The sequence below is a fragment of the Caballeronia sp. RCC_10 genome (assembly GCF_041360715.1).
GTDB classification, from domain to species: Bacteria; Pseudomonadota; Gammaproteobacteria; order Burkholderiales; family Burkholderiaceae; genus Caballeronia; species Caballeronia grimmiae.
Genome location: NZ_JBFUPT010000003.1, coordinates 420451 through 441633, shown reverse-complemented (window position 1 = coordinate 441633; position 21183 = coordinate 420451). Strand labels below are relative to the sequence as shown.

Sequence of the window (21183 nt, the reverse complement as noted above, 5' to 3'; positions counted from 1 at the left end):
GGATGTTTCGACGTGTCCGCTTTCAGTGAAGCCATTATTGCGAAGAAGCGCCTGCGTCTATCGCTGGATAAGGGGTGTGAAAAAGGGGTATTTCGGCTGATGGAGCAGATCGCGGTAAAGATTCGGCTCGCCGTGCCGACCACGGCGTAAGCTATAGGGCGCTTTTCCGCCAACCAGAACCGACAGGAGACTTTTACGCATGGCGTCCGATGTTTCCCCCGCTTCCACTCAAACCACCGGCGCGCGTCTCGTCGTCGATGCGCTCGTGCAACACGGCGTCGAGCGCGTGTTCTGCGTGCCCGGCGAGAGCTTTCTCGCCGTGCTCGATTCGCTGCACGACGAAACTGAACAGATTCAGACCATCGTGTGCCGCCACGAGGCGGGCGCGGCGAACATGGCCGAAGCGGTCGGCAAGCTGACCGGCCGGCCCGGCGTCGCGATCGTCACGCGCGGGCCGGGCGCGACGCACGCATCCATCGGCGTGCACACCGCGTATCAGGATTCGACGCCGATGATCCTGCTCATCGGCCAATGCGCGCGCGACCACATGGATCGCGAGGCGTTTCAGGAGATCGACTATCGGCGCATGTTCGGGCAGATGGCGAAGTGGGTCGCGCAGATCGACGATCCGCGCCGCGTGCCTGAATACATGAGTCATGCGTTCCACGTCGCGACGGCGGGGCGTCCGGGGCCGGTCGTGCTCGCGCTGCCCGAGGACATGCTGACCGAAGCCTGCGATGCCGCGCCCGCCGCGCCGCGTTATCAGCGGGTGGCCGCATCGCCCGCGCCGGCGCAGATGGAACGGCTGCGCGACCTGCTCGCCCATGCGAAGAAGCCGTTCGTGATCGCGGGCGGCAGCGGCTGGACGGAAGCCGCCACGCAGGACTTCGCGCGTTTCATCGAGCGATGGCAGTTGCCGGCCGGCTGCGCCTTCCGCTTTCAGGACACGCTGAACAACGAGCATCCGAACTATGCGGGCGATGTCGGCCTCGGCATCAATCCGGCGCTCGCTGCCCGCGTGCGCGACGCCGATGTCCTCTTCGTGCTCGGCCCGCGCATGGGCGAATCGACGACGGGCGGCTACACGCTGCTCGATATCCCGAAGACGAAGCAGACGCTCATCCACGTGCATCAGGGCGCGGAAGAATTGGGACGCGTCTATAGCGCGGATTTGCCGATCGTGTCGGGCATGCCGGAAATCGCTTCGATGCTCGCGGCGCTCGAACCGCCCGCTGCGATCGCGTGGACGGGAGCCGCCGAGGCCGCGCACGCCGCGTACCTCGAATGGCGCAAGCCCAGGCCGATGATGGGCGATGTCCAGCTCGGCGAGATCATGCGCGCGCTCGCCGAACGGCTGCCCGCCGACGCCATTCTCACGAACGGCGCGGGGAATTACGCAACGTGGCTGCATCGGCACTATTCGTATCGGCACTTCCGCTCGCAGGTCGCACCGACGAGCGGCGCGATGGGCTACGGCGTGCCCGCCGCCATCGCCGCGAAGTCGCTGTATCCGGATCGCACGGTGATCGCCTTCGCCGGCGACGGCTGCTTCATGATGGCGAGCCACGAAATCGCCACGGCGATGCAGTATCGGCTGGCAGTGATTTTCGTCGTCGTGAACAACGCTCAATACGGCACGATCCGCATGCATCAGGAGCGGCACTACCCGCATCGCGTGCATGGGACGGGGCTGACCAATCCGGATTTCGTCGCGTATGCGCGCGCGTTCGGGGCGCACGGCGAACGGGTCGAGACGACCGACCAGTTCATGCCCGCGTTCGATCGCGCCGTGGAATCCGGGCTGCCCGCGGTCATCGAGATTCGCATTCCACAGGATCAGAGCACGCCGGCGGCGACGCTGGAGCAGGTTCGTCAGCAAGGCAAGCGTTGACCGCGAGCTTTCGATTTGCTTGCTCTTAACCCCCGGTGGCAGTAGAGTAATCCGCTCGAAATTACTGGGGGTTAGCGATGCTCAAGATTCTTGCGGTTGCATTGGCGCTGGGCTTCTCCGGTGCGGCGTTCGCGAAAGCGGACTGCACGGCGCATCCGAAAGGCGAGTGGATGAAGGAATCGGATGCGAAGGCCAAGATCGAGTCGCAGGGCTACAAGATCCGCAAGTTCAAGGTCGATGGCAACTGCTACGAAATTTACGGTCGCGACAAGGACGGCAAGAAAGTCGAGATTTACTACGACACCAAAACGCTGGATGTCGTGAAGTCCGAAGTCGACTGAGCACGCTGTTTGTCATGTCGATGCGCGTAAAGGTCTGGGACATCTGGGTGCGGCTGACGCACTGGGCGGTCGCGGGCATCGTCGTGTGGAATCTTTTCGGGCCGACGGATTCCACGCATCGGCTGCTGGGGTACATCGCGGCGGGACTCGTGGTCGCGCGCATCGTGTGGGGGTTCATCGGCTCGGCGAATGCGCGCTTCTCGGCGTGGTGGCCGACACCGGCGCGTCTTCGCGAATATTTCCGCTCCCTTGCGGCGGGCCGGCCGCTGCATCATCAATCGCACAATCCGCTCGGCGGCTTGATGGCGCTCTTTCTGTGGCTTGTGGTCCTCGCGCTCGGCGTGTCGGGATGGCTCATGCGGCTCGATGCCTTCTGGGGCGAAGACTGGCCCCAGCAGATTCATACGTGGCTCTCCCTCGTCATCGAGATCTTCGCTTGCGTGCATATCGCGGCGGCCGTGCTGATGACCGTCTGGACGCGTGAGGAACTCATTCGCGCGATGGTGACGGGGTATAAGCGGGTCAACAAGCCGTTGGAATAGCCGTTTGGCGGCGCGGTCAGCATTTGCCCGCGAGATTCAAACGACCACCTCCATGCAAAACGGCCCGGCCGCTTGCGCGAACCGGGCCGTTCCAACACTCAAGGCGAAAGCCTAAGCCTTACTTGCCGCCCACGCTCTGCAGCGTCGTCCACTTGCCGCCGACGACCTTGTACAGCGTGATGCCGCCGTTCTTCAGATCGCCCTTGGCGTCATACGACAGATGCTTCGCCGTCACGCCTTGCATGTCGGTCTTCGCGAGCATCGGCAGGTACTTCGCCGGGTCCGTCGAGTTGGCCGCCTTCATTGCGGTGAACATGGCCATCGCGCCGTCATACGCGTACGGCGAGTACGTCTGCACTTCTTCGTTGAAGCGCTTCTTGTACTTCGCTTCGTATGCCGCGCCGCCCGGCATTTCGTTCATCGGCAGGCCAGCCAGCGATGCCACCGTGCCGTCGGCCGCGTCACCCGCGATCTTCAGGAACGTGTCGGTCTTGACCATTTCGCCGGCCATCAGCGGAGCGCGGAAGCCCAGCGTCTTCATCTGCTTGGCCATCGGGCCGGCTTGCGAATCGGCGCCGCCGTAGTAGACGAGGTCCGGGTTCGTCGCCTTGATCTTCGTCAGAATCGCCTTGAAGTCGACAGCCTTGTCGTTCGTGAACTCGCGATCGACGATCGCGCCGCCCGCCGACTTCGCCGCCTTCTCGAACTGGTCGGCAAGACCCTGGCCGTAGGCCGTGCGGTCATCGACGATGGCGATCTTCTTGACCTTCAGGTTCTTCACCGCGAACTCGCCCGCGACCGAACCTTGCTGCGTGTCCGACGTCATCATGCGGAACGTGGTCTTGAAGCCCTGCGTCGTGTATTCCGGCGCGGTGGCCATCGCGATTTGCGGAATGCCCGCGTTCGCGTAGATGCGCGAAGCCGGAATGGTCGTGCCCGAGTTGAAGTGACCGAGCATGCCCTTGATGCCGTCATCGACCAGCTTCTGCGCGACGGTCGTGCCCGTGCGCGGGTCGGCCTGATCGTCCGCCGAATCCAGCACGATGCGAACCGGCTTGCCGCCGATCACCGGCTTCGTCGCGTTGAAGTCTTCGACGGCCAGCGTGATGCCGTTCTCGAAGTCCTTGCCGTAGTGCGCTTGCGCGCCGGTCATCGGACCCGCGAAACCGACCTTCACGTCTTCGACTTGCTGTGCAACTGCCGTCCCCGCCAGCGACAGGCCAGCGAGCGTCAGGGCTGCTGCCAGCTTGTTCATCGTGTACTTCATAGCTTCTCCTAGTACCAGTGTGGATGGCAGCTTCTGCCGGGATCGCCGTGCTGGCTGCCGTTTGTTTGAATTTGTTGAATCGAGCGCCGCGAAAGTCTCAACCGATCGTCATCAAATTCGCATTGCCGCCCGCCGCCGCTGTGTTCACGCTCACCGAGCGTTCCGTCAGCAGACGTTCGAGCGCGTAGTCTTCGCCGTCGTGGCCCGCGTCGGCAAAGGTGCCCGCCGCCACGCCCTGCACCGATACGATCGGCCCCGGACGCTTGGCGATTTCCTTCACGAGCGACAGCAGTTCATCGCTGTCGCCCTCGAACAGCACGGCATCGAAGCCGGCTGCGGGATCTTTCCTCACTGCTGCATGGCCCTTCAGCGACGCCGGCAGCGACGCCACCAGCTGCTCGCCCGCCGGCCCCGCGAAGAGCGCCTTGTTGCCCGTCGCCAGCACGGCAGCCAGCTGCGCGCGTGCGCCGCTGTCCGTCGACGCCACGCACAGCACCGTGCCGCGCGCGCTCAACGTGTACGTGTTGCGCTCGCCCGTCGGGCCGGCCAGCACCGCCGTGGCGCCCGCCAGCACGTGCTGCAGATAGCCGTCGCAACGCGCGGCGGTCTGCGGATCGCGCTCGCCGATGGCCCAGTCGCGCAATGCGGTCAGGGCGGCGGCAGGTGTGTCGGCGGAAGCCACTTGATCGACGACGAGCGTGCTCGCCAGCGACTTCGGCAGGCCAGTCGGACGCTTCGCCAGCAGGCGCTGCAGATACAGTGCGCCGCCCGCTTTCGGACCCGTGCCCGACAAGCCTTCGCCGCCGAACGGCTGCACGCCGACGACCGCGCCGATCACGTTGCGGTTCACGTAGATGTTGCCCACGTGCGCCCGCGAGATCACATGCGCGATGGTTTCGTCGATGCGCGTATGGATGCCGAGCGTCAGTCCGTAACCCGTCGTACGAATTTGGTCGAGCAGTTTATCAAGAGACGCGCGGCGATAACGCACGACATGCAGCACCGGTCCGAAGACTTCGCGCTTCAGTTCGTCGATGCTTTCCAGTTCAATCAGCGTCGGCGGCACGAAGGTGCCTTGCGCACAGCCTTCCGGCAGCGGCAGTTGCACGACCTTGCGGCCCTTCTCGCGCATCGAGGCGATGTGCGCGTCGATGCTGCGCTTCGCGTCGGCATCGATGACCGGGCCGACATCCACCGACAGCCGGTCCGGATTGCCCACCGCGAGCTGCTTCATCGCGCCGGTCAGCATTTCGAGCGTGCGATCGGCGACATCGTCCTGCAGGCAGAGCACGCGCAGCGCGGAGCAGCGTTGACCGGCGGAATCGAACGATGACTGCATCACGTCCGCGACGACCTGTTCCGCGAGCGCCGACGAATCGACGATCATCGCGTTCTGGCCGCCCGTTTCGGCGATCAGTGGAATCGGACGGCCTTCCGGATCGAGCCGCTCCGACAGCGTCTTGTTGATGAGGCGCGCCACTTCGGTCGAGCCGGTGAACATGACGGCGCGCGTACGGGCATCCGAGACGAGCGCCGCGCCGACGGTTTCGCCGTCGCCCGGCAGCAGTTGCACCGCGCCCGCCGGCACGCCGGCCTCGCGCAGAAGACGCACGGCTTGCGCGGCGATCAGCGGCGTCTGTTCCGCCGGCTTCGCGAGGACCGGATTGCCCGCCGCGAGCGCCGCCGCCACTTGACCCATGAAGATCGCGAGCGGGAAGTTCCACGGGCTGATGCAGACCACCGGGCCGAGCGGACGATGCGTGTCGTTCGAGAACTCCGCGCGAATTTGCGAAGCGTAGTAGCGCAGGAAATCGACGGCTTCGCGAATTTCAGCAATCGCGTTCGGCAGCGACTTCCCGGCCTCGCGGATGATGAGGCCCATCAGCGTGTGCATCTGCGCTTCGAGCAGATCGGCGGCGCGCGAAAGGCAGTCGGCGCGGTCTTCGACGGGCGTCGCCTGCCAGATCGGCGCGGCGGCCACCGCGTTCGCGAGCGCGGCGCTCACCTGTTCCGGCGACGCTTCGATCACGGTCCCGACCACATCGCGATGATCGGACGGATTGCGGATATCGCGGGCGACGCCGTTGGCGGGCGAACCGCCTTCGAGCATCGGCGCGGCCTGCCACGGATGATTGCCGCTCGCCAGCAGCGCCGACGACAGCGACGCCAGCCGATGCTCATTCGACAGATCGAGACCCATCGAGTTGAGGCGCTCGTTGCCGTAAAGGTGACGCGGCAGCGGAATCTTCGCGTGCGGCGCGCCGAGCGGCACGATCCTCTGCGCTTCGTCGATCGGGTCCTGCACGAGATCCTTCACCGGAATCGATTCATCCGCAATCCGGTTCACGAACGACGTGTTCGCGCCATTCTCGAGCAGCCGCCGCACGAGATAAGCGAGCAGCGTTTCGTGCGTGCCGACCGGCGCGTACACGCGGCACGGACGGTTCAGCTTGTCGCGGCCTGCGACTTCTTCGTAGAGCGGCTCGCCCATGCCGTGCAGGCACTGGAACTCGTACTGGCCCGGATAGTAGTTCTGGCCCGCCAGGTGATAGATGGCTGACAGCGTGTACGCGTTGTGCGTCGCGAATTGCGGATACACCGCGTCGGGCGCGGCGAGGAGCTTCTTCGCGCACGCGAGATACGAAATGTCGGTGTAGATCTTGCGCGTATAGACCGGATAGCCTTCGAGGCCGTCCACTTGTGCGCGCTTGATTTCGGTATCCCAGTACGCGCCCTTCACGAGACGAATCATCAAACGATGACGGCTGCGGCGCGCGAGATCGATCAGATAGTCGATCACGAACGGGCAGCGCTTCTGATAACCCTGCACCACGAAGCCGATGCCGTTCCAGCCCGCGAGTTCGGGGTCGAAGCACAGGGCTTCGAGCAGATCCAGAGACAGTTCGAGACGATCCGCCTCTTCAGCGTCGATGTTCAGCCCGATGTCATAGCGGCGCGCGAGTTGCGCCAGTGCGCGCACGCGCGGCAGCAATTCGGTCATCGTGCGTTCCTGCTGCGAACGCGAGTAACGCGGGTGCAGCGCGGAGAGCTTGATCGAGATGCCGGGGCCTTCGTAGATGCCGCGCCCGCCCGCCGCCTTGCCGATGGCGTGAATCGCCTGCTCGTAGGAGGCGTAGTAGCGCTGTGCGTCTTCCTCGGTCGTCGCGGCTTCGCCGAGCATGTCGTACGAGTAGCGGAAACCGCGTGCTTCGAATTTGCGGCTGTTCGCGAGCGCTTCGGAGATGGTCTCGCCGGTGACGAACTGCTCGCCCATCAGGCGCATCGCCATGTCGACGCCCTTGCGGATCAGCGGCTCGCCGCCCTTGCCGATCATGCGCGTCAGCGCCGACGACAGGCCCGCTTCGCTGTTCGTCGTGACGAGCTTGCCGGTGATCATCAGGCCCCACGTCGCCGCGTTCACGAACAACGACGGCGCCTGGCCCATGTGCGAACGCCAGTCGCCCTTGCTAATCTTGTCGCGGATGAGCGCGTCGCGGGTCGCGCGATCGGGAATGCGCAGCAGCGCTTCGGCGAGGCACATCAGCGCCACGCCTTCCTGACTCGACAGCGAGAACTCGTGGATCAGCCCTTCGACGCCGCCGCCCGTGCTCTTCGCACGCAGCGCCTCGACGAGCTTCGTCGCGAGCTTTTCGGTTTCTGCCGCGACGTTGGCGGGCAAACGCGCCTGACCGATCAGGAACGGCACGCACTCCGGCTCCGGCCGCCGATACGCCGCCGTGATCGCCGCGCGCAGCACCGATTGCGGCTGCACGTTTTGCGCGAAGTCGAGGAACGGATGCGGCGCGCCGTCTTCATCGGTGTCGACGGTGGCTGCGTCGGTCATATCGGATGCGCCGTTCGCGCCCGACAATTCCGGCGGAAGCTGGCCGTGCTCGATACGTTCGAGATAGGCGAAGATCGCCTGCTTGATGAGCCAGTGCGGGGTGCGTTCCAGTCGGGTCGCGGCGTCTTTCAGCCGGGACCGCAGCAAATCGTCGACTTTCACGCCAAGGGTTGTGCTCGCCATATTTCCTTCGTTTGCCGGTCGGGCCTACCCGGCGAAAGACTAAAAAGTTGGCGAATCGTACCCCGCTGATTTAAAAGGTGCAACCGGCGTTTTAGGCGGGGTTGCACCACCGTCGAGCTCTTTACCGGCAAGGTTTTGCGCGGTGAAACGCGCCGCTGGCGGAAGGCGGAATCTGCCTAGTACTTTCCCTAACTCAAGTTTTTTGGGATAAAGCCCTAAGTAAATGCATCTCCGCAGCCGATATAACGACCGAGGCCCGCCGCCGGCGCGGCTTGAGGCTACGGGGAGAAGAGCAGCATGAGCACTTGGATGTGGATTGTCGGCGTCTGGATCGTTTTCGCGGCCTGCGTCGTGTTGTTCATTCGCGGTGCATCGCCGCGCACGGATGCGGTCGATGAATCGCGCGATGAGGTGGCGCCCGCGCCGAACGACCGGTCGCGCGTGAACGGAGTGTGATCGCGCTCAGACGTCGAGCGGATCGACTTCGACGTTCCAGCGCAACACGCCTTTGAGCGTGCGCAGGATGGGTTGCCACGCGCGCAACGCGGACTGCAGCGCGCCCCGCGATCCGCTTTCCAGCAGCAACTGGGCGCGATGCACGTTGAACACCTTCACGATCGTGAGCGGCACCGGATCGTAGACCGTCACGCGATCCGCGCCCGGCAACGGTGCGAATGCCGCGGCGGCATCTTCGAGAAAAGCGATGGCCGCCTCGAGCGTGCGGCCTTCGGCGCGCAGCATCGCCTGATAGACGAACGGCGGCAGGCGGGCGTCGCGCCGCTCCGCGAGCGTCGCGTTCGCAAAGCCGACATAGTCTTGCCGGGATAAGGCCAGATACAGCGCGTGGCGTGGATAGCGCGTCTGAATCAGCACTTCGCCCGGCAGACCGGCGCGGCCCGCGCGTCCGCTGACCTGCGTGAGCTGCGCGAAAAGCCGCTCGCTTGCGCGGAAGTCGTGGGAAAACAGCGCGGTGTCCGCGTTCAGCACCCCGACCAGCGTCACGCGGCGGAAGTCGTGGCCCTTCGCGATCATCTGCGTGCCGACGAGAATATCGACTTCGCCGGCGTGGACATCGGAGAAAAGCGCCTGCGCGCTGCCTTTGCGGCGCGTACTGTCGGCGTCGATACGCAACACCCGCGCGCCCGGCACCACGCTCGCGAGCGTTTCCTCGACGCGCTGCGTGCCGCGTCCCATTGGCGCGATATCGACGTTGCCGCATTCCGGACACGACTTCGGAATGCGCGATTCCCAGCCGCAATGGTGGCAACGCAGCGCGCGCTCGGGCTTGTGAAGCACGGCATACGCGCTGCAGCGCGGACAGCCCGCAACCCAGCCGCACGCTTCGCAAGACAGGATCGGCGCATAGCCGCGACGATTCAGGAAGACGAGGCTTTGCTCGCCGCGCTCGAGCCGCGATTGCAATGCGCTGATGAGCGGCCCCGACAGTCCATCGACGGAAGCGCGCCCGCGCCGGTGTTCCTCTTCGAGATCGACGAGCCGCACCGCCGGCAGCACGGCCTCCGCGACGGCGCGGCGCGTGAGCGTCAGGCGCGTGTAGCGGCCCTGCTCGGCCTGCCACCAGGTTTCGAGCGATGGCGTCGCGGAGCCGAGCACCACCGGAATATCCAGTTGCTTCGCGCGATAGACCGCCAGATCGCGCGCCGAATAGCGCAGCCCCTCTTGCTGCTTGTACGCGGGGTCGTGTTCTTCATCGACGACGATCATCGCGAGTTGCGGCGCCGACGCGAGAATCGCGAGCCGCGTGCCGAGCACGATGCGCGCGCTGCCCGTATGCGCCGCTAGCCAGTTCCGCGCGCGCTCGCCTTCGGCCAGGCCGCTGTGCATCGTCACGATGGAACCTTCGGCAAGCGCGGCGAAGCGCGAGCGGAAGGCGGCTTCGAACTGCGGCGTCAGGTTGATTTCCGGCACGAGGACGAGCGCTTGCGCGTCCGGCCGCGCGGCGAGCAGTTCGGCGAGCGCGTGCAAATAGACTTCCGTCTTGCCGCTGCCCGTTACGCCGTGCAGCAGGAACGGCGCGAAGCCTTGCGCGGCAGCGATCGCTTCGACCGCTTCGCGTTGTTCATCGGTGAGTTGGGGCAAGGGCGCTGCGCCCATCGGGGACGCTTGCGGCTGCGGCGTTTCAGGCGCTGCACGTTCGACCCAGCCACGCTCGAGCCACTCGTCCAGGATCGCGGCGGCTTTCGGGTGGACCGCGCGTGCATCCGATAAACCGAGGGACGTTTCTGTTGCCACGGCGTCGGCGAGGCGGCGAAGCGCCGTTGCGCGTGCAGGCAGCGCGTCGTGCATTTCGGCGCGGCCGGACGGCAGCAGAACGAAGCGCGGCTCCACCGCCAGAAGCCGCTCCCAGCGCGAAGCATCGCGCAAGGCTTGCGGCAGTGCGGGCAATGCGACTTCGCCGAGGCCGCGCTGGTAGTAATCCGCCGCGAAGCCGGCCAGCGCGATCCATTGCGTCGAGAGTGGCGGGCAGTCGACGCAGATTCTGCTGACGCTGCGCAGCTTGCTGGCCGGTACATCGCTGGTAGACGCGATTTCGCAGATCAGCCCGACGACCTCGCGTCTTCCGAATGGCACGAGCACGAGCATGCCGGGAGCCGGTTCGTGCGGTAGAGCGTATCGATAGTCGAACAGCACGGGCATCGGCTGGTCGACGGCGACGCGCACGAATACGTCGATCATCGTGTGCCGTGCGCGTCGGCAGCCGCCGCGAGGCCGTCCCACGGCCGCCTAAGCCCGGACGGGACGAAGTTAAAGTGGAACGTCAGAAACGCCTGTAAGTAAGCGATTTTTTTTGGTTTTGCAGTGCTTTCCACAGGCCTGTGGATAACTTTGTTGAGAAGTGGGCTGTGCTTCGCCGGAATCAATGTCACGGATCGCTTATGTGCGTCTGCCCACATTTCGGACAAAGCTCAGTAAAGTTGTTTTAAAACAGTCACTTGCCTTGCGAATAGAGCCGATTTATGGACGGCCCCGGCTCATATGTCTGATGGCGCGACGCAACGAACAAAATGTGCATAAGTCGATCTTGACATCCCGGCAGGCCGCGAAGGGCGGGCGTTACGGATGACGCTGCACCGCAGCATCGCCCGGTCGGGAATCACGCGGCGCGCATCGCGCGGCTGTGCTTGTGGACTTCGTCGACCAACTCGGCGACGTGATCCGGCGGCGTGAACTGCGAAATGCCGTGGCCGAGATTGAAAACGTGGCCCGGAAAATTCCCGAAACTGTCGAGCACGCCGCGCGCTTCGGCGCGAATTGCCTCGGGCGGCGCGAAGAGCACGGCCGGATCGATGTTGCCCTGAAGCGCCACGCGGCCGCCGACACGCTCGCGCGCGACGCCGAGGTTCACCGTCCAGTCGAGGCCGACCGCGTCCACGCCCGTTGCGGCGATCTCTTCGAGCCACAGCCCGCCGCCCTTCGTGAACGTGATGACCGGCACGCGTTCGCCGTCGTGCTCGCGCTTCAGCCCCGCGACGACCTTCGTAATGTAGTCGAGCGAGAAGCGCTGGTAAGCGCCATCGGCGAGCGCACCGCCCCACGTGTCGAAGATCATCACCGCTTGCGCGCCCGCTTCGATCTGCGCGTTCAGATACGCGGTCACCGCTTGCGCGTTCACGTCGAGAATGCGATGCATCAGGTCGGGCCGGGCGTAAGCCATGGACTTCACGGTTCGATGATCGTCCGAGCCGCCGCCTTCGACCATATAGCAGGCGAGCGTCCACGGACTGCCGGAGAAGCCGATCAGCGGCACTTTCTGGCGGCCTTGCGCGTCCGTCAGCGCGCGGCGAATCTGGCTCACGGCATCGGTGACGTAGCGCAACGTGGCGTCGATGTCCGGCACGGCGAGGCGCTTCACGTCGTCTTCCGTACGCACGGTGCGCTCGAAGCGCGGGCCTTCGCCCTGCACGAAGTTCAAGCCGAGGCCCATCGCGTCGGGGACCGTCAGGATGTCGGAAAACAAAATGGCGGCGTCGAGCGGAAAGCGTTCGAGCGGTTGCAGCGTCACTTCGGTGGCGAAATCAGGATTCTTCGCGAGTCCGAGGAAACTGCCGGCGCGCGCCCGCGTCGCGTTGTACTCGGGCAAGTAGCGGCCAGCCTGGCGCATTAGCCAGATCGGCGTGTAGTCGGTCGGCTGGCGCAGCAGCGCACGCAGGAAGGTGTCGTTGAGAAGAGTCTGTGCCACGTCGCTCGGTGCTGAAGCCAGAAGAGAATCGCCCATTCTACCGGACCGGCTGCCCGTTTCCGCAGCAGCGCGGCGGCAAATCCGCGCGGATCGGCGTCTTTTCGAGATGATTCTCAGACGACCGCGTGCTCGCTATGATCGATGGCCGCCTCGTCGTCACAACAACAATCAGGAGCATCGATGAAACGCACGTCCTTCAGTCTCGCCGCGGGTGCAGTCGCGTGGTCGGTTTTCGTATCGGGCGTCGCGTGCGCCCAGACGGTTCAGGCGGGCAGCGTCGCGCAAGCCGCGCCCGCGTCCGCACCGGTCGCCTCGCGACTCGATGATGTCCTCGCGCGCCACACGCTGCGCGTCTGCACGACCGGCGATTACAAGCCGTACTCGTTCCTCAAGCCGGATGGGCAATTCGAAGGCATCGACATCGACCTCGCGGACAGCCTCGCGAAGTCGCTCGGCGTGAAGGCCGAGTACGTGAAGACGTCGTGGTCGAACCTGATGAACGATTTCATCGCGAAATGCGATATCGCCGTCGGCGGCGTGTCGACGACGCTAGACCGGCAGAAGCGCGCGTTCTTCACCGCGCCGTACATGGAAGACGGGAAGACGCCGATCGTGCGTTGCGCCGACGTCGACAAGTATCAGACCGTCGCGGCGATCGATCAGCCCGGCGTGCGGACGATCGTCAATCCCGGCGGCACGAACGAGCGCTTCGCCAAGCAGTTCTTTTCACACTCGCAGTTGATCGAGTACCCGGACAACGTGACGATCTTCAAGCAGATCCTCGACGGCCACGCCGATGTGATGGTCACCGATGCCTCCGAGACGCTGCTGCAACAGAAGCTCAATCCCGGCCTGTGCTCGGTGCATCCCGACAAGCCGTTTCAGTTCGGCGAGAAGGCGTATCTGCTGCCGCGCGGGGATGTCGCGTGGCAGCAGTACGTCGATCAGTGGCTGCATCTGACGCGGTCGACGGGCGAGTTTCAGGCTGTCGTCGACAAGTGGCTGAAGTAGCCTTTCACCGCTCGGCGCGCAGCAACGCGCCTGCGCGTTCGCCAATCTTCTGCAGCCAGCCGAGCGCCGCGTCGGACTGGGTATGCAGGCGCCCAAATCCGTGCGTCATGTCCCTGGCGTCGATTACTTCGACGGGACCGCCGTTCGTTTCGAGGAAGCGTTTGAGCTCGAAAGCGTCGTCGTAGAGCGGATCGTAAGCGGCCGCGACGATCAGCGCGCGCGCCGGCGTGCGCTCGAACGGCTCGGCAAGGGGAAAGGCGCGGACGTCGTGATCGCCGGGCGTGACGCCCGACAGGAACTGCGTCCAGTACCACTTCATCTCGTCGTTCGTGAGTCCGGGGCCGTTTGCATTCGCGATGCAACTCGGACTCTCGAATTGCCGCCGCATGACCGGATAAAGCAGCAGTTGCAGGCCGACGAGACCCGCCACGCGCTCGTTCGCGCCGCGCGCCGCGACGACCGCCAGGTGCGCGCCCGCGCTGTCGCCGCCGACGCCCAGCCGATCCGTCGCGAAGCCCAGCCGCGAGCGATGCTCCGCGAACCAGATCAGCGCATCGAGCGCGTCGTCGCAAGGCGCGGGAAACGGATGCTCGGGCGCGAGGCGGTAATCGACGCTCGCCACCGCGCACTGTGCGTCGCGGGCAAGGCGGCCGACGAGCGCGTCGTGCGTGTCGATATCGCCGACGACCCAGCCTCCGCCATGAAAATAGACGAGCAGCGGCAGCGGACCACTCGTCGGACGCGGCCTATAAATGCGCGCCGCAAGCGTCCGTTCTTGTAAAACAATGTCAATGTCCTCGACGGTCACAGCGTTGTCACGTTCGCGTGCGTACGCCTGCGCCACGGCCTTGAACCGCTCACGTATCGCGGGTGCGCCGGCGTCAGGTGCGAGCGGCGGAAACGCCTCGGCGACATCGTGGTAATAGCGGTGCAAAGCTGCGTCAATGGTCATGCGAGTCTCCAATAGAATTGGTTATGGGAATCGAACGAGTGTGTAGGCTTTTTCTAATCGATTTCTTCCGTGCACACGTGCTATTTTTCTGAGGATTTGCAATTTAGCGCGTGGGCCGAAAAGCGGTATTTTGACGCGTAAGTGCGGCGACAGAATAAATCGGCGGAATAACCGAGAATATTTGCAAGACAAAAGGCGCATTCGCGCGAGATTGTTTATCGGCCCCTTGTCCGGCGCGGGTTACAACCTGAAACACTTTGTTACGCCGATCCAGATTCAATTCGCCCACAATCTGTTCAAACGGTTTCAACACGGATGGATTCGAACGCGCAGTGCAAATGCCGCGCGTTTGGGTGGTCGGCGAAGGTCGGCGCTCTTCCAGGGACATCGGTGTTGGGATCGTTCTTCGATTTAAAAATCGAAGTCTCCCACAGCTGGTCTCCTCGCGCTAACCCCGTAGCGTGTGGTTTTTAGCGGGCTCCAGGCCCGCTTTTTTTTCGCCTGAACAAACGTTTGCGATTGTCGCGCGGACGTTTGTCCCATGACAGAAGGGAGCGCCTGCGCGCTCCCTTTGTCTTTTCCGTCGTTCTAGGCCGAACCGCTTATGCGGTCTTGGACTCCGCCAGCTTGAGTTCGTCGATCATGCGTGCCCGCATCACGAACTTCTGCGCTTTCCCGGTGACCGTCATCGGCAGTTCATCGACGAAGCGGATATATCGCGGGATCTTGTAATGGGCGATTTGTCCTTGGCAAAATGCGCGGATATCCTCTTCGCTCGCCTGTTCGCCGGGGCGCACGACGACCCACGCGCACACTTCCTCGCCATACTTTTCGTCCGGCACGCCGAAGACCTGCACGGACTGAATCTTCGGGTGACGGAAGAGAAACTCCTCGATTTCGCGCGGATACACATTCTCGCCACCGCGTATGACCATGTCCTTCAGGCGGCCGACGATGTTGCAGTAGCCTTCGGCGTCGATGGTCGCGAGGTCGCCGGTATGCATCCAGCCGTCGATGATTGCTTCGCGCGTCTTTTCGTCATCGCCCCAATAGCCTTTCATCACCGAATAGCCGCGCGTGCACAGCTCGCCGGTCTCGCCGACCGGCACGATGTCTCCGAGCGGATCGACGATCTTCACCTCCAGATGGGGCTGAATGCGCCCGACGGTCGTCGTGCGCTTGTCGAGCGGATCGGTGGTCGAGCTCTGGAAAGACACGGGGCTGGTCTCCGTCATGCCATACGCGATCGTGATTTCGGCGAGATGCATCGTTGAAACGACGCGCTTCATCGTCTCGATCGGACACGGCGAACCCGCCATGATGCCCGTACGCAGGCGACTGAGATCGTATTTCGCGAAGTCCGGGTGATCCAGTTCCGCGATGAACATCGTCGGCACGCCATGCAGCGCGGTGCAGCGTTCTTCGTGGACGGCGGCGAGCGTCGCGGCCGGATCGAACGCTTCGCCGGGGAAGATCATCGCCGCGCCGGTCGAAACGCACGCCAGCACCGCCAGCACCATGCCGAAGCAGTGATACAGCGGCACCGGAATGCACAAGGAGTCTTCCTCGGTCAGCCGCATCGCCATCGCGATGTATCGCGCGTTGTTGACGATATTCCGATGCGTCAGCGTCGCGCCCTTCGGATTGCCGGTCGTGCCGCTCGTAAACTGGATGTTGATCGCGTCGTCCGGAGCGAGCTTCGCTTCGAGCGCGTCGAGGTTCGCCGTGTCGACAGCGGCACGGCCTTTCGCCATCACGTCTTCGAAGTTCAGCATGCCAGGCGTGACGGCGGCGCCCATGCGGATGACGGCGCGCAATTCAGGCAACCGTGCCGCGTGCAGCGCGTTGGGCTCGGCGTCGGCGAGTTCCGGCGCGAGCGTTTGAAGCATCTCCAGATATTTCGACGACTTGAACTGCTCCGCCGCGACGATCGCTTTGCAGCCGACCTTGTTCAGCGCGTACTCGAGCTCCGCCAGCCGATAAGCCGGATTGATATTGACGAGGACAGCGCCCATGCGCGCCGTCGCAAATTGCGTCAGCAGCCACTCCACGCGATTCGGCGACCAGATGCCGACGCGATCGCCCGCTTTTAGTCCGAGCGCGAGCAGGCCGCTCGCGAGCACGTCGACTTCGCGCGCGAACTCACGCCACGTCCAGCGGATGCCCTGCTCGCGGAAGACGACAGCCGGCCGGTCCGGAAAACGCTCGACTGTGTCCAGAAGAAAGCGCGATACGGTCGCGTCGCTCAAGGGGATATCGGTTGTGCCGCGGACATAGGAAAGCCCGTCACGCGGTTCGATCTGCGCGCCGGCCTGCGTCGGTTCAGTTGCCATCGATGGTCTCCGCCCGAATGAAGGCTGATTGGAAGGCCATTGTGCCCGCCGGGCGCGCGTGACGGCATTCAGTGTTACCCGCACCGCATGGCGACCGGCCATGCTGCGCTGACGACGCGCGTAAAAAAAGCAGCCCGAAGGCTGCTTTCTCTGACTGCTTGCGATGCGTGACTGCTTAGTGCTTCGCGTGCGCCTTGCGCAGACGCTGAATTGCTGCGATCTGAGCTGTCGCATACGCCAGTTCCGCTTGCGCGGTGGCGTATTCGAGCTCGGAAGTGTTGTTCTGCAACGCTTCCTCGGCGCGCTTTTTCGCTTGCTCGGCCTTCGCTTCGTCGAGATCGGCGCCGCGAATAGCGGTATCCGCGAGCACCGTCACGATGCCCGGCTGAATTTCGAGAATCCCGCCCGCCACGAACACGAACTCTTCCGAGCCGTCTTCCGCCTCGATGCGAACCGCGCCCGGACGAATACGCGTGATGAGCGGCGTGTGACCCGGCAGAATGCCCAGCTCACCCGATTCGCCCGGCAGCGCGACGAACTTCGCCTGGCCCGAGAAGATTTGCTCTTCCGCGCTAACGACGTCTACTTTGATGGTTGCCATTTATGTCGACTCCAAGCCGAGGGTCAGTGTCATCCGTGGACGTCAGCACGCGTCTGAAAACGCGGCTGGCGTCCGCCCGAAGAACCCGACCTTACTGGATCTTCTTGGCCTTTTCGAAGGCTTCGTCGATCGTGCCGACCATGTAGAACGCCTGCTCCGGCAGATGATCGCACTCGCCTTCGACGATCATCTTGAAGCCGCGAATGGTTTCCTTCAGCGGCACGTACTTGCCCGGCGAGCCCGTGAACACTTCAGCAACGTGGAACGGCTGCGACAGGAAACGCTGGATCTTACGAGCGCGCGCGACCGACAGCTTGTCTTCCGGCGACAGTTCGTCCATGCCCAGAATCGCGATAATGTCGCGCAGTTCCTTGTAGCGCTGCAGCGTCTGCTGAACGCCGCGCGTGATCGAATAGTGCTCTTCGCCGATCACGTTCGGGTCGATCTGACGCGAGGTCGAATCGAGCGGATCCACAGCGGGGTAGATACCGAGCGATGCGATGTCACGCGACAACACGACGGTTGCATCCAGGTGGCCGAAGGTCGTAGCCGGCGACGGGTCGGTCAAGTCGTCCGCAGGGACGTACACGGCCTGAACCGACGTGATCGAGCCCGTCTTGGTCGACGTGATGCGCTCTTGCAGCTTGCCCATTTCTTCAGCCAGCGTCGGCTGATAGCCCACTGCCGAAGGCATACGGCCGAGCAGTGCGGACACTTCCGTACCCGCCAGCGTGAAACGGTAGATGTTGTCGACGAAGAACAGCACGTCGAGGCCTTCGTCACGGAAGTGCTCGGCCATCGTCAGGCCGGTCAGCGCGACGCGCAGACGGTTGCCCGGCGGCTCGTTCATCTGGCCGTACACCAGCGCGACCTTGTCCAGAACGTTCGAGTCCTTCATTTCGTGATAGAAGTCGTTCCCTTCACGGGTACGCTCACCCACACCCGCGAACACGGAGTAACCGCCGTGTTCCTTCGCGATGTTGTTGATGAGTTCCATCATGTTCACGGTCTTGCCCACGCCTGCACCGCCAAACAGACCCACCTTGCCGCCCTTTGCGAACGGGCAGATCAGGTCGATAACCTTGATGCCCGTTTCGAGCAGTTCGGTCGACGGCGACAGTTCGTCGAACGACGGCGCAGCCTGGTGGATCGAGCGCAGATTCGCGCTGTCGATCGGGCCTGCTTCGTCGATCGGACGGCCGAGCACGTCCATGATGCGGCCGAGCGTCGGCTTGCCGACCGGCACGCTGATGGGCTTGCCGGTGTTCTTGACCATCGTGCCGCGGCGCAAGCCGTCCGATGCACCCAGACAGATGGTGCGAACCACGCCGTCACCCAGCTGCTGCTGGACTTCGAGCGTCAGCTCGGTGCCTTCCAGAATGAGCGCGTCGTAGATTCTCGGCATGTGCGCACGCGGGAATTCCACGTCGATAACGGCGCCGATGCACTGTACGATCTTGCCTTCTACCAAAGCAGTAGTACTCATCGCATTTCCTTTAGATACTGTGTTCTTTCACGCGGTCAAGCTCAGACCGCAGCGGCGCCGCCGACGATTTCCGACAATTCTTTCGTAATCGCGGCCTGGCGGCTCTTGTTGTAGACGAGCTGCAGTTCGTTGATCACGGTCTTCGCGTTGTCGGACGCGGCCTTCATCGCGACCATGCGCGCCGACTGTTCCGACGCCATGTTTTCCGCGACCGCCTGATACACGAGCGCTTCGACGTAGCGCACGAGCAGGTCGTCCACCACGGTCTGAGCGTCCGGCTCGTAGATGTAATCCCACGACGTCTTCGGCGTCTCGCCGTCCGCACTCTTCTGGTTGAGGTCTTCAACCGACAGCGGCAGCAATTGCTCGATCACCGCTTCCTGCTTCATCGTGTTGACGAAGCGCGTGTACGCCAGGTACACCGCGTTGATCTTGCCTTCCGAATACAGGTCGAGCTGCACCTTGATCGCGCCGATCAGCTTTTCCAGATGCGGCGTATCGCCCAGTTGCGTGACTTGCGACACGACCTTGGCGCGCAGCCGGTTCAAAAAGCCGAGCCCCTTGCCGCCAATAGCCGACGCCTCGACGGACACGCCGCTCTGGTCCAGCTCTTTGATCTTGGCCAGCGACGCACGCAGGATGTTCGTGTTCATGCCGCCGCACAGACCCTTGTCGGTCGTGACGAGGATCAGGCCGGCCGTTTTCGCGCCCTCGTTCGTCACCATGAACGGGTGACGATACTCGGGATTCGCTGCGCTCATATGCGCGGCGATTGCGCGGACCTTGTCGGCATACGGACGGGCGGAACGCATGCGCTCCTGGGCGCGGCGCATCTTCGATGCGGCGACCATTTCCATCGCTTTCGTGATCTTGCGCGTGTTTTGCACGCTCTTGATCTTGCCGCGAATTTCCTTCATTCCAGCCATTGCTTACTCCTTGATCGAAGCCGCGCGGCGCTTTCACACCGCGCGTTGCTCCTCTGTCCCGATCAATAAGCGCCCGACTTCTTGAAGTCCTTCAGCGCGGCATGCAGTGCGCCTTCGTCGTCCTTCGACAAGTCTTTGTTGTCTTCGATGCGCTTAATCAGATCGGCATGGCTCGTCTTCAGGTATTCGCGCATGCCCTTTTCGAACGGCAGGACTTGCGAGACTTCCAGATCGTCGAGATAGCCGTTGTTGGCCGCGAACAGCGCCACCGACAGTTCCCACACCTGCAGCGGCTGATACTGCGGCTGCTTCAGCAGTTCCGTCACGCGGCGGCCGCGCTCCAGCTGCTTGCGGGTGGCTTCGTCGAGGTCCGACGCGAACTGCGCGAACGCCGCCAGTTCACGATACTGCGCGAGGTCGGTACGGATACCGCCCGACAGCTTCTTCACGACCTTGGTCTGAGCCGCACCGCCGACGCGCGACACCGACACGCCCGCGTTGATCGCAGGGCGGATACCGGCGTTGAACAGGTCGGTTTCCAGGAAGATCTGACCATCGGTAATCGAAATCACGTTCGTCGGAACGAATGCGGTCACGTCGCCGGCCTGGGTTTCGATGACCGGCAGCGCCGTCAGCGAACCGCTCTTGCCCTTCACTTCGCCGTTGGTGAACTTCTCGACGTACTCTTCCGAGACGCGAGCAGCACGCTCGAGCAGACGCGAGTGCAGATAGAACACGTCACCCGGATACGCTTCACGGCCCGGCGGACGGCGCAGCAGCAGCGAAATCTGGCGGTACGCCCACGCTTGCTTGGTCAAGTCGTCATAGACGATCAGCGCGTCCTGGCCGCGGTCGCGGAAGTATTCGCCCATCGTGCAGCCGGCGTACGGTGCGAGGTATTGCATCGCAGCCGATTCCGAAGCCGAAGCCGCCACGACGATGGTGTAAGCCATCGCGCCGGTTTCTTCGAGCTTGCGCACCACGTTCATGATCGACGATGCCTTCTGGCCGATCGCAACGTAGATACAGAAGAGGTCCTTGCCCTTCTGGTTGATGATGGCGTCGACAGCCACGGCGCTCTTGCCGCACTGACGGTCGCCGATGATCAGCTCGCGCTGGCCACGGCCGATCGGCACCATCGCGTCGATCGACTTGAGACCCGTCTGCACCGGCTGCGACACCGACTTACGCCAGATCACGCCCGGGGCGATCTTTTCGATCGCGTCGGTCATCTTCGCGTTGACCGGACCCTTGCCGTCGATGGGGTTGCCCAGTGCATCGACCACGCGGCCGATCAGTTCCGGACCCACCGGCACTTCGAGAATGCGGCCCGTCGTCTTGACGATGTCGCCTTCCGTGATGTGCTCGTACTGACCGAGAATAACGGCGCCGACCGAGTCGCGCTCGAGGTTCAGCGCGAGGCCGAAGGTGTTGCCCGGGAATTCGAGCATTTCGCCCTGCATCACGTCCGACAGGCCGTGGATACGCACGATACCGTCGGTCACGGAGATCACGGTGCCCTGGTTGCGAACGTCCGCGCTCGCTTCAAGGCCCTGGATCCGGCTCTTGATCAGCTCGCTGATCTCAGAGGGATTGAGTTGCATT

The 21183-nt window shown here is 63.7% G+C and carries 17 protein-coding genes; 6 read left to right on the top strand and 11 right to left on the bottom strand.

Annotation, left to right across the window (positions count from 1 at the left end):
* Window positions 1-12: 12 nt before the first annotated feature.
* The 4 genes from AB6804_RS09725 (at window position 13) to AB6804_RS09710 (ending at window position 2774) form a co-directional block, all read left to right on the top strand.
* The gene (locus AB6804_RS09725; protein ID WP_160174716.1) at window positions 13-150 is read left to right on the top strand and encodes a hypothetical protein; all 138 of its coding nucleotides are present in this window, start codon (window positions 13-15) and stop codon (window positions 148-150) included.
* A 49-nt stretch (window positions 151-199) separates the two neighbouring features.
* Entirely contained in the window at window positions 200-1891 is a 1692-nt protein-coding gene (locus tag AB6804_RS09720) for a thiamine pyrophosphate-binding protein (protein WP_370886257.1), read from the top strand.
* A 77-nt stretch (window positions 1892-1968) separates the two neighbouring features.
* The gene (locus AB6804_RS09715) at window positions 1969-2232 is read left to right on the top strand and encodes a PepSY domain-containing protein (protein ID WP_244793795.1); all 264 of its coding nucleotides are present in this window, start codon (window positions 1969-1971) and stop codon (window positions 2230-2232) included.
* Between the two features lie 20 nt (window positions 2233-2252).
* Entirely contained in the window at window positions 2253-2774 is a 522-nt protein-coding gene (locus tag AB6804_RS09710; RefSeq protein ID WP_370886283.1) for a cytochrome b/b6 domain-containing protein, read from the top strand.
* A gap of 118 nt (window positions 2775-2892) precedes the next feature.
* Here the strand turns inward: AB6804_RS09710 and AB6804_RS09705 are convergent, their stop codons facing one another.
* Window positions 2893-4041, bottom strand: coding sequence for a branched-chain amino acid ABC transporter substrate-binding protein (locus tag AB6804_RS09705; RefSeq protein WP_370886256.1), 1149 nt, complete (start codon window positions 4039-4041; stop codon window positions 2893-2895).
* A 97-nt stretch (window positions 4042-4138) separates the two neighbouring features.
* The gene (gene putA, locus AB6804_RS09700) at window positions 4139-8068 is read right to left on the bottom strand and encodes a trifunctional transcriptional regulator/proline dehydrogenase/L-glutamate gamma-semialdehyde dehydrogenase (RefSeq protein WP_370886255.1); all 3930 of its coding nucleotides are present in this window, start codon (window positions 8066-8068) and stop codon (window positions 4139-4141) included.
* 297 nt (window positions 8069-8365) lie between these two features.
* On the opposite strand from putA, the gene AB6804_RS09695 reads away from it, so the two are divergent.
* The gene (locus AB6804_RS09695; protein ID WP_160174715.1) at window positions 8366-8524 is read left to right on the top strand and encodes a hypothetical protein; all 159 of its coding nucleotides are present in this window, start codon (window positions 8366-8368) and stop codon (window positions 8522-8524) included.
* 6 nt (window positions 8525-8530) lie between these two features.
* On the opposite strand, the gene AB6804_RS09690 is transcribed toward AB6804_RS09695, so the two are convergent.
* Window positions 8531-10765, bottom strand: coding sequence for a primosomal protein N' (locus tag AB6804_RS09690; protein ID WP_370886254.1), 2235 nt, complete (start codon window positions 10763-10765; stop codon window positions 8531-8533).
* A gap of 418 nt (window positions 10766-11183) precedes the next feature.
* On the bottom strand, window positions 11184-12269 hold the full coding sequence (gene hemE, locus AB6804_RS09685) for a uroporphyrinogen decarboxylase (protein WP_370886253.1): 1086 nt from the start codon (window positions 12267-12269) through the stop codon (window positions 11184-11186).
* A 180-nt stretch (window positions 12270-12449) separates the two neighbouring features.
* Here hemE and AB6804_RS09680 point away from each other — a divergent pair, with 180 nt between their 5' ends.
* Window positions 12450-13280, top strand: coding sequence for a transporter substrate-binding domain-containing protein (locus AB6804_RS09680; protein ID WP_370886252.1), 831 nt, complete (start codon window positions 12450-12452; stop codon window positions 13278-13280).
* Between the two features lie 4 nt (window positions 13281-13284).
* Here AB6804_RS09680 and AB6804_RS09675 read toward each other — a convergent pair whose 3' ends face one another.
* The 7 genes from AB6804_RS09675 to atpA form a co-directional block, all read right to left on the bottom strand.
* Complete coding sequence (locus tag AB6804_RS09675) at window positions 13285-14232, bottom strand: alpha/beta hydrolase (RefSeq protein WP_370886251.1); 948 nt, start codon at window positions 14230-14232, stop codon at window positions 13285-13287.
* A 103-nt stretch (window positions 14233-14335) separates the two neighbouring features.
* The gene (locus AB6804_RS09670; RefSeq protein ID WP_370886250.1) at window positions 14336-14620 is read right to left on the bottom strand and encodes a hypothetical protein; all 285 of its coding nucleotides are present in this window, start codon (window positions 14618-14620) and stop codon (window positions 14336-14338) included.
* Between the two features lie 214 nt (window positions 14621-14834).
* The gene (locus tag AB6804_RS09665) at window positions 14835-16565 is read right to left on the bottom strand and encodes an AMP-binding protein (protein WP_370886249.1); all 1731 of its coding nucleotides are present in this window, start codon (window positions 16563-16565) and stop codon (window positions 14835-14837) included.
* A gap of 175 nt (window positions 16566-16740) precedes the next feature.
* On the bottom strand, window positions 16741-17166 hold the full coding sequence (locus AB6804_RS09660) for a F0F1 ATP synthase subunit epsilon (protein ID WP_370886248.1): 426 nt from the start codon (window positions 17164-17166) through the stop codon (window positions 16741-16743).
* A 91-nt stretch (window positions 17167-17257) separates the two neighbouring features.
* A complete protein-coding gene (gene atpD / locus AB6804_RS09655) occupies window positions 17258-18652 on the bottom strand; it encodes a F0F1 ATP synthase subunit beta (protein WP_370886247.1) in 1395 nt (464 codons plus the stop codon).
* 41 nt (window positions 18653-18693) lie between these two features.
* Window positions 18694-19578, bottom strand: coding sequence for a F0F1 ATP synthase subunit gamma (atpG, locus tag AB6804_RS09650; protein ID WP_370886246.1), 885 nt, complete (start codon window positions 19576-19578; stop codon window positions 18694-18696).
* A 62-nt stretch (window positions 19579-19640) separates the two neighbouring features.
* On the bottom strand, window positions 19641-21182 hold the full coding sequence (gene atpA, locus AB6804_RS09645; protein WP_370886245.1) for a F0F1 ATP synthase subunit alpha: 1542 nt from the start codon (window positions 21180-21182) through the stop codon (window positions 19641-19643).
* Window position 21183: the final 1 nt, after the last annotated feature.

Bases quoted from the DNA above. Each gene is read 5' to 3' on its own strand.
- AB6804_RS09710 (WP_370886283.1), top strand. From the start codon at position 2,253: ATGCGCGTAAAGGTCTGGGACATCTGGGTGCGGCTGACGCACTGGGCG.
- AB6804_RS09715 (WP_244793795.1), top strand. From the start codon at position 1,969: ATGCTCAAGATTCTTGCGGTTGCATTGGCGCTGGGCTTCTCCGGTGCG.
- atpD (WP_370886247.1), bottom strand. From the start codon at position 18,652: ATGAGTACTACTGCTTTGGTAGAAGGCAAGATCGTACAGTGCATCGGC.
- AB6804_RS09675 (WP_370886251.1), bottom strand. From the start codon at position 14,232: ATGACCATTGACGCAGCTTTGCACCGCTATTACCACGATGTCGCCGAG.
- putA (WP_370886255.1), bottom strand. From the start codon at position 8,068: ATGGCGAGCACAACCCTTGGCGTGAAAGTCGACGATTTGCTGCGGTCC.
- AB6804_RS09695 (WP_160174715.1), top strand. From the start codon at position 8,366: ATGAGCACTTGGATGTGGATTGTCGGCGTCTGGATCGTTTTCGCGGCC.
- AB6804_RS09665 (WP_370886249.1), bottom strand. From the start codon at position 16,565: ATGGCAACTGAACCGACGCAGGCCGGCGCGCAGATCGAACCGCGTGAC.
- AB6804_RS09705 (WP_370886256.1), bottom strand. From the start codon at position 4,041: ATGAAGTACACGATGAACAAGCTGGCAGCAGCCCTGACGCTCGCTGGC.
- atpA (WP_370886245.1), bottom strand. From the start codon at position 21,182: ATGCAACTCAATCCCTCTGAGATCAGCGAGCTGATCAAGAGCCGGATC.
- atpG (WP_370886246.1), bottom strand. From the start codon at position 19,578: ATGGCTGGAATGAAGGAAATTCGCGGCAAGATCAAGAGCGTGCAAAAC.
- AB6804_RS09720 (WP_370886257.1), top strand. From the start codon at position 200: ATGGCGTCCGATGTTTCCCCCGCTTCCACTCAAACCACCGGCGCGCGT.
- AB6804_RS09690 (WP_370886254.1), bottom strand. From the start codon at position 10,765: ATGATCGACGTATTCGTGCGCGTCGCCGTCGACCAGCCGATGCCCGTG.
- AB6804_RS09680 (WP_370886252.1), top strand. From the start codon at position 12,450: ATGAAACGCACGTCCTTCAGTCTCGCCGCGGGTGCAGTCGCGTGGTCG.
- AB6804_RS09660 (WP_370886248.1), bottom strand. From the start codon at position 17,166: ATGGCAACCATCAAAGTAGACGTCGTTAGCGCGGAAGAGCAAATCTTC.
- AB6804_RS09670 (WP_370886250.1), bottom strand. From the start codon at position 14,620: ATGTCCCTGGAAGAGCGCCGACCTTCGCCGACCACCCAAACGCGCGGC.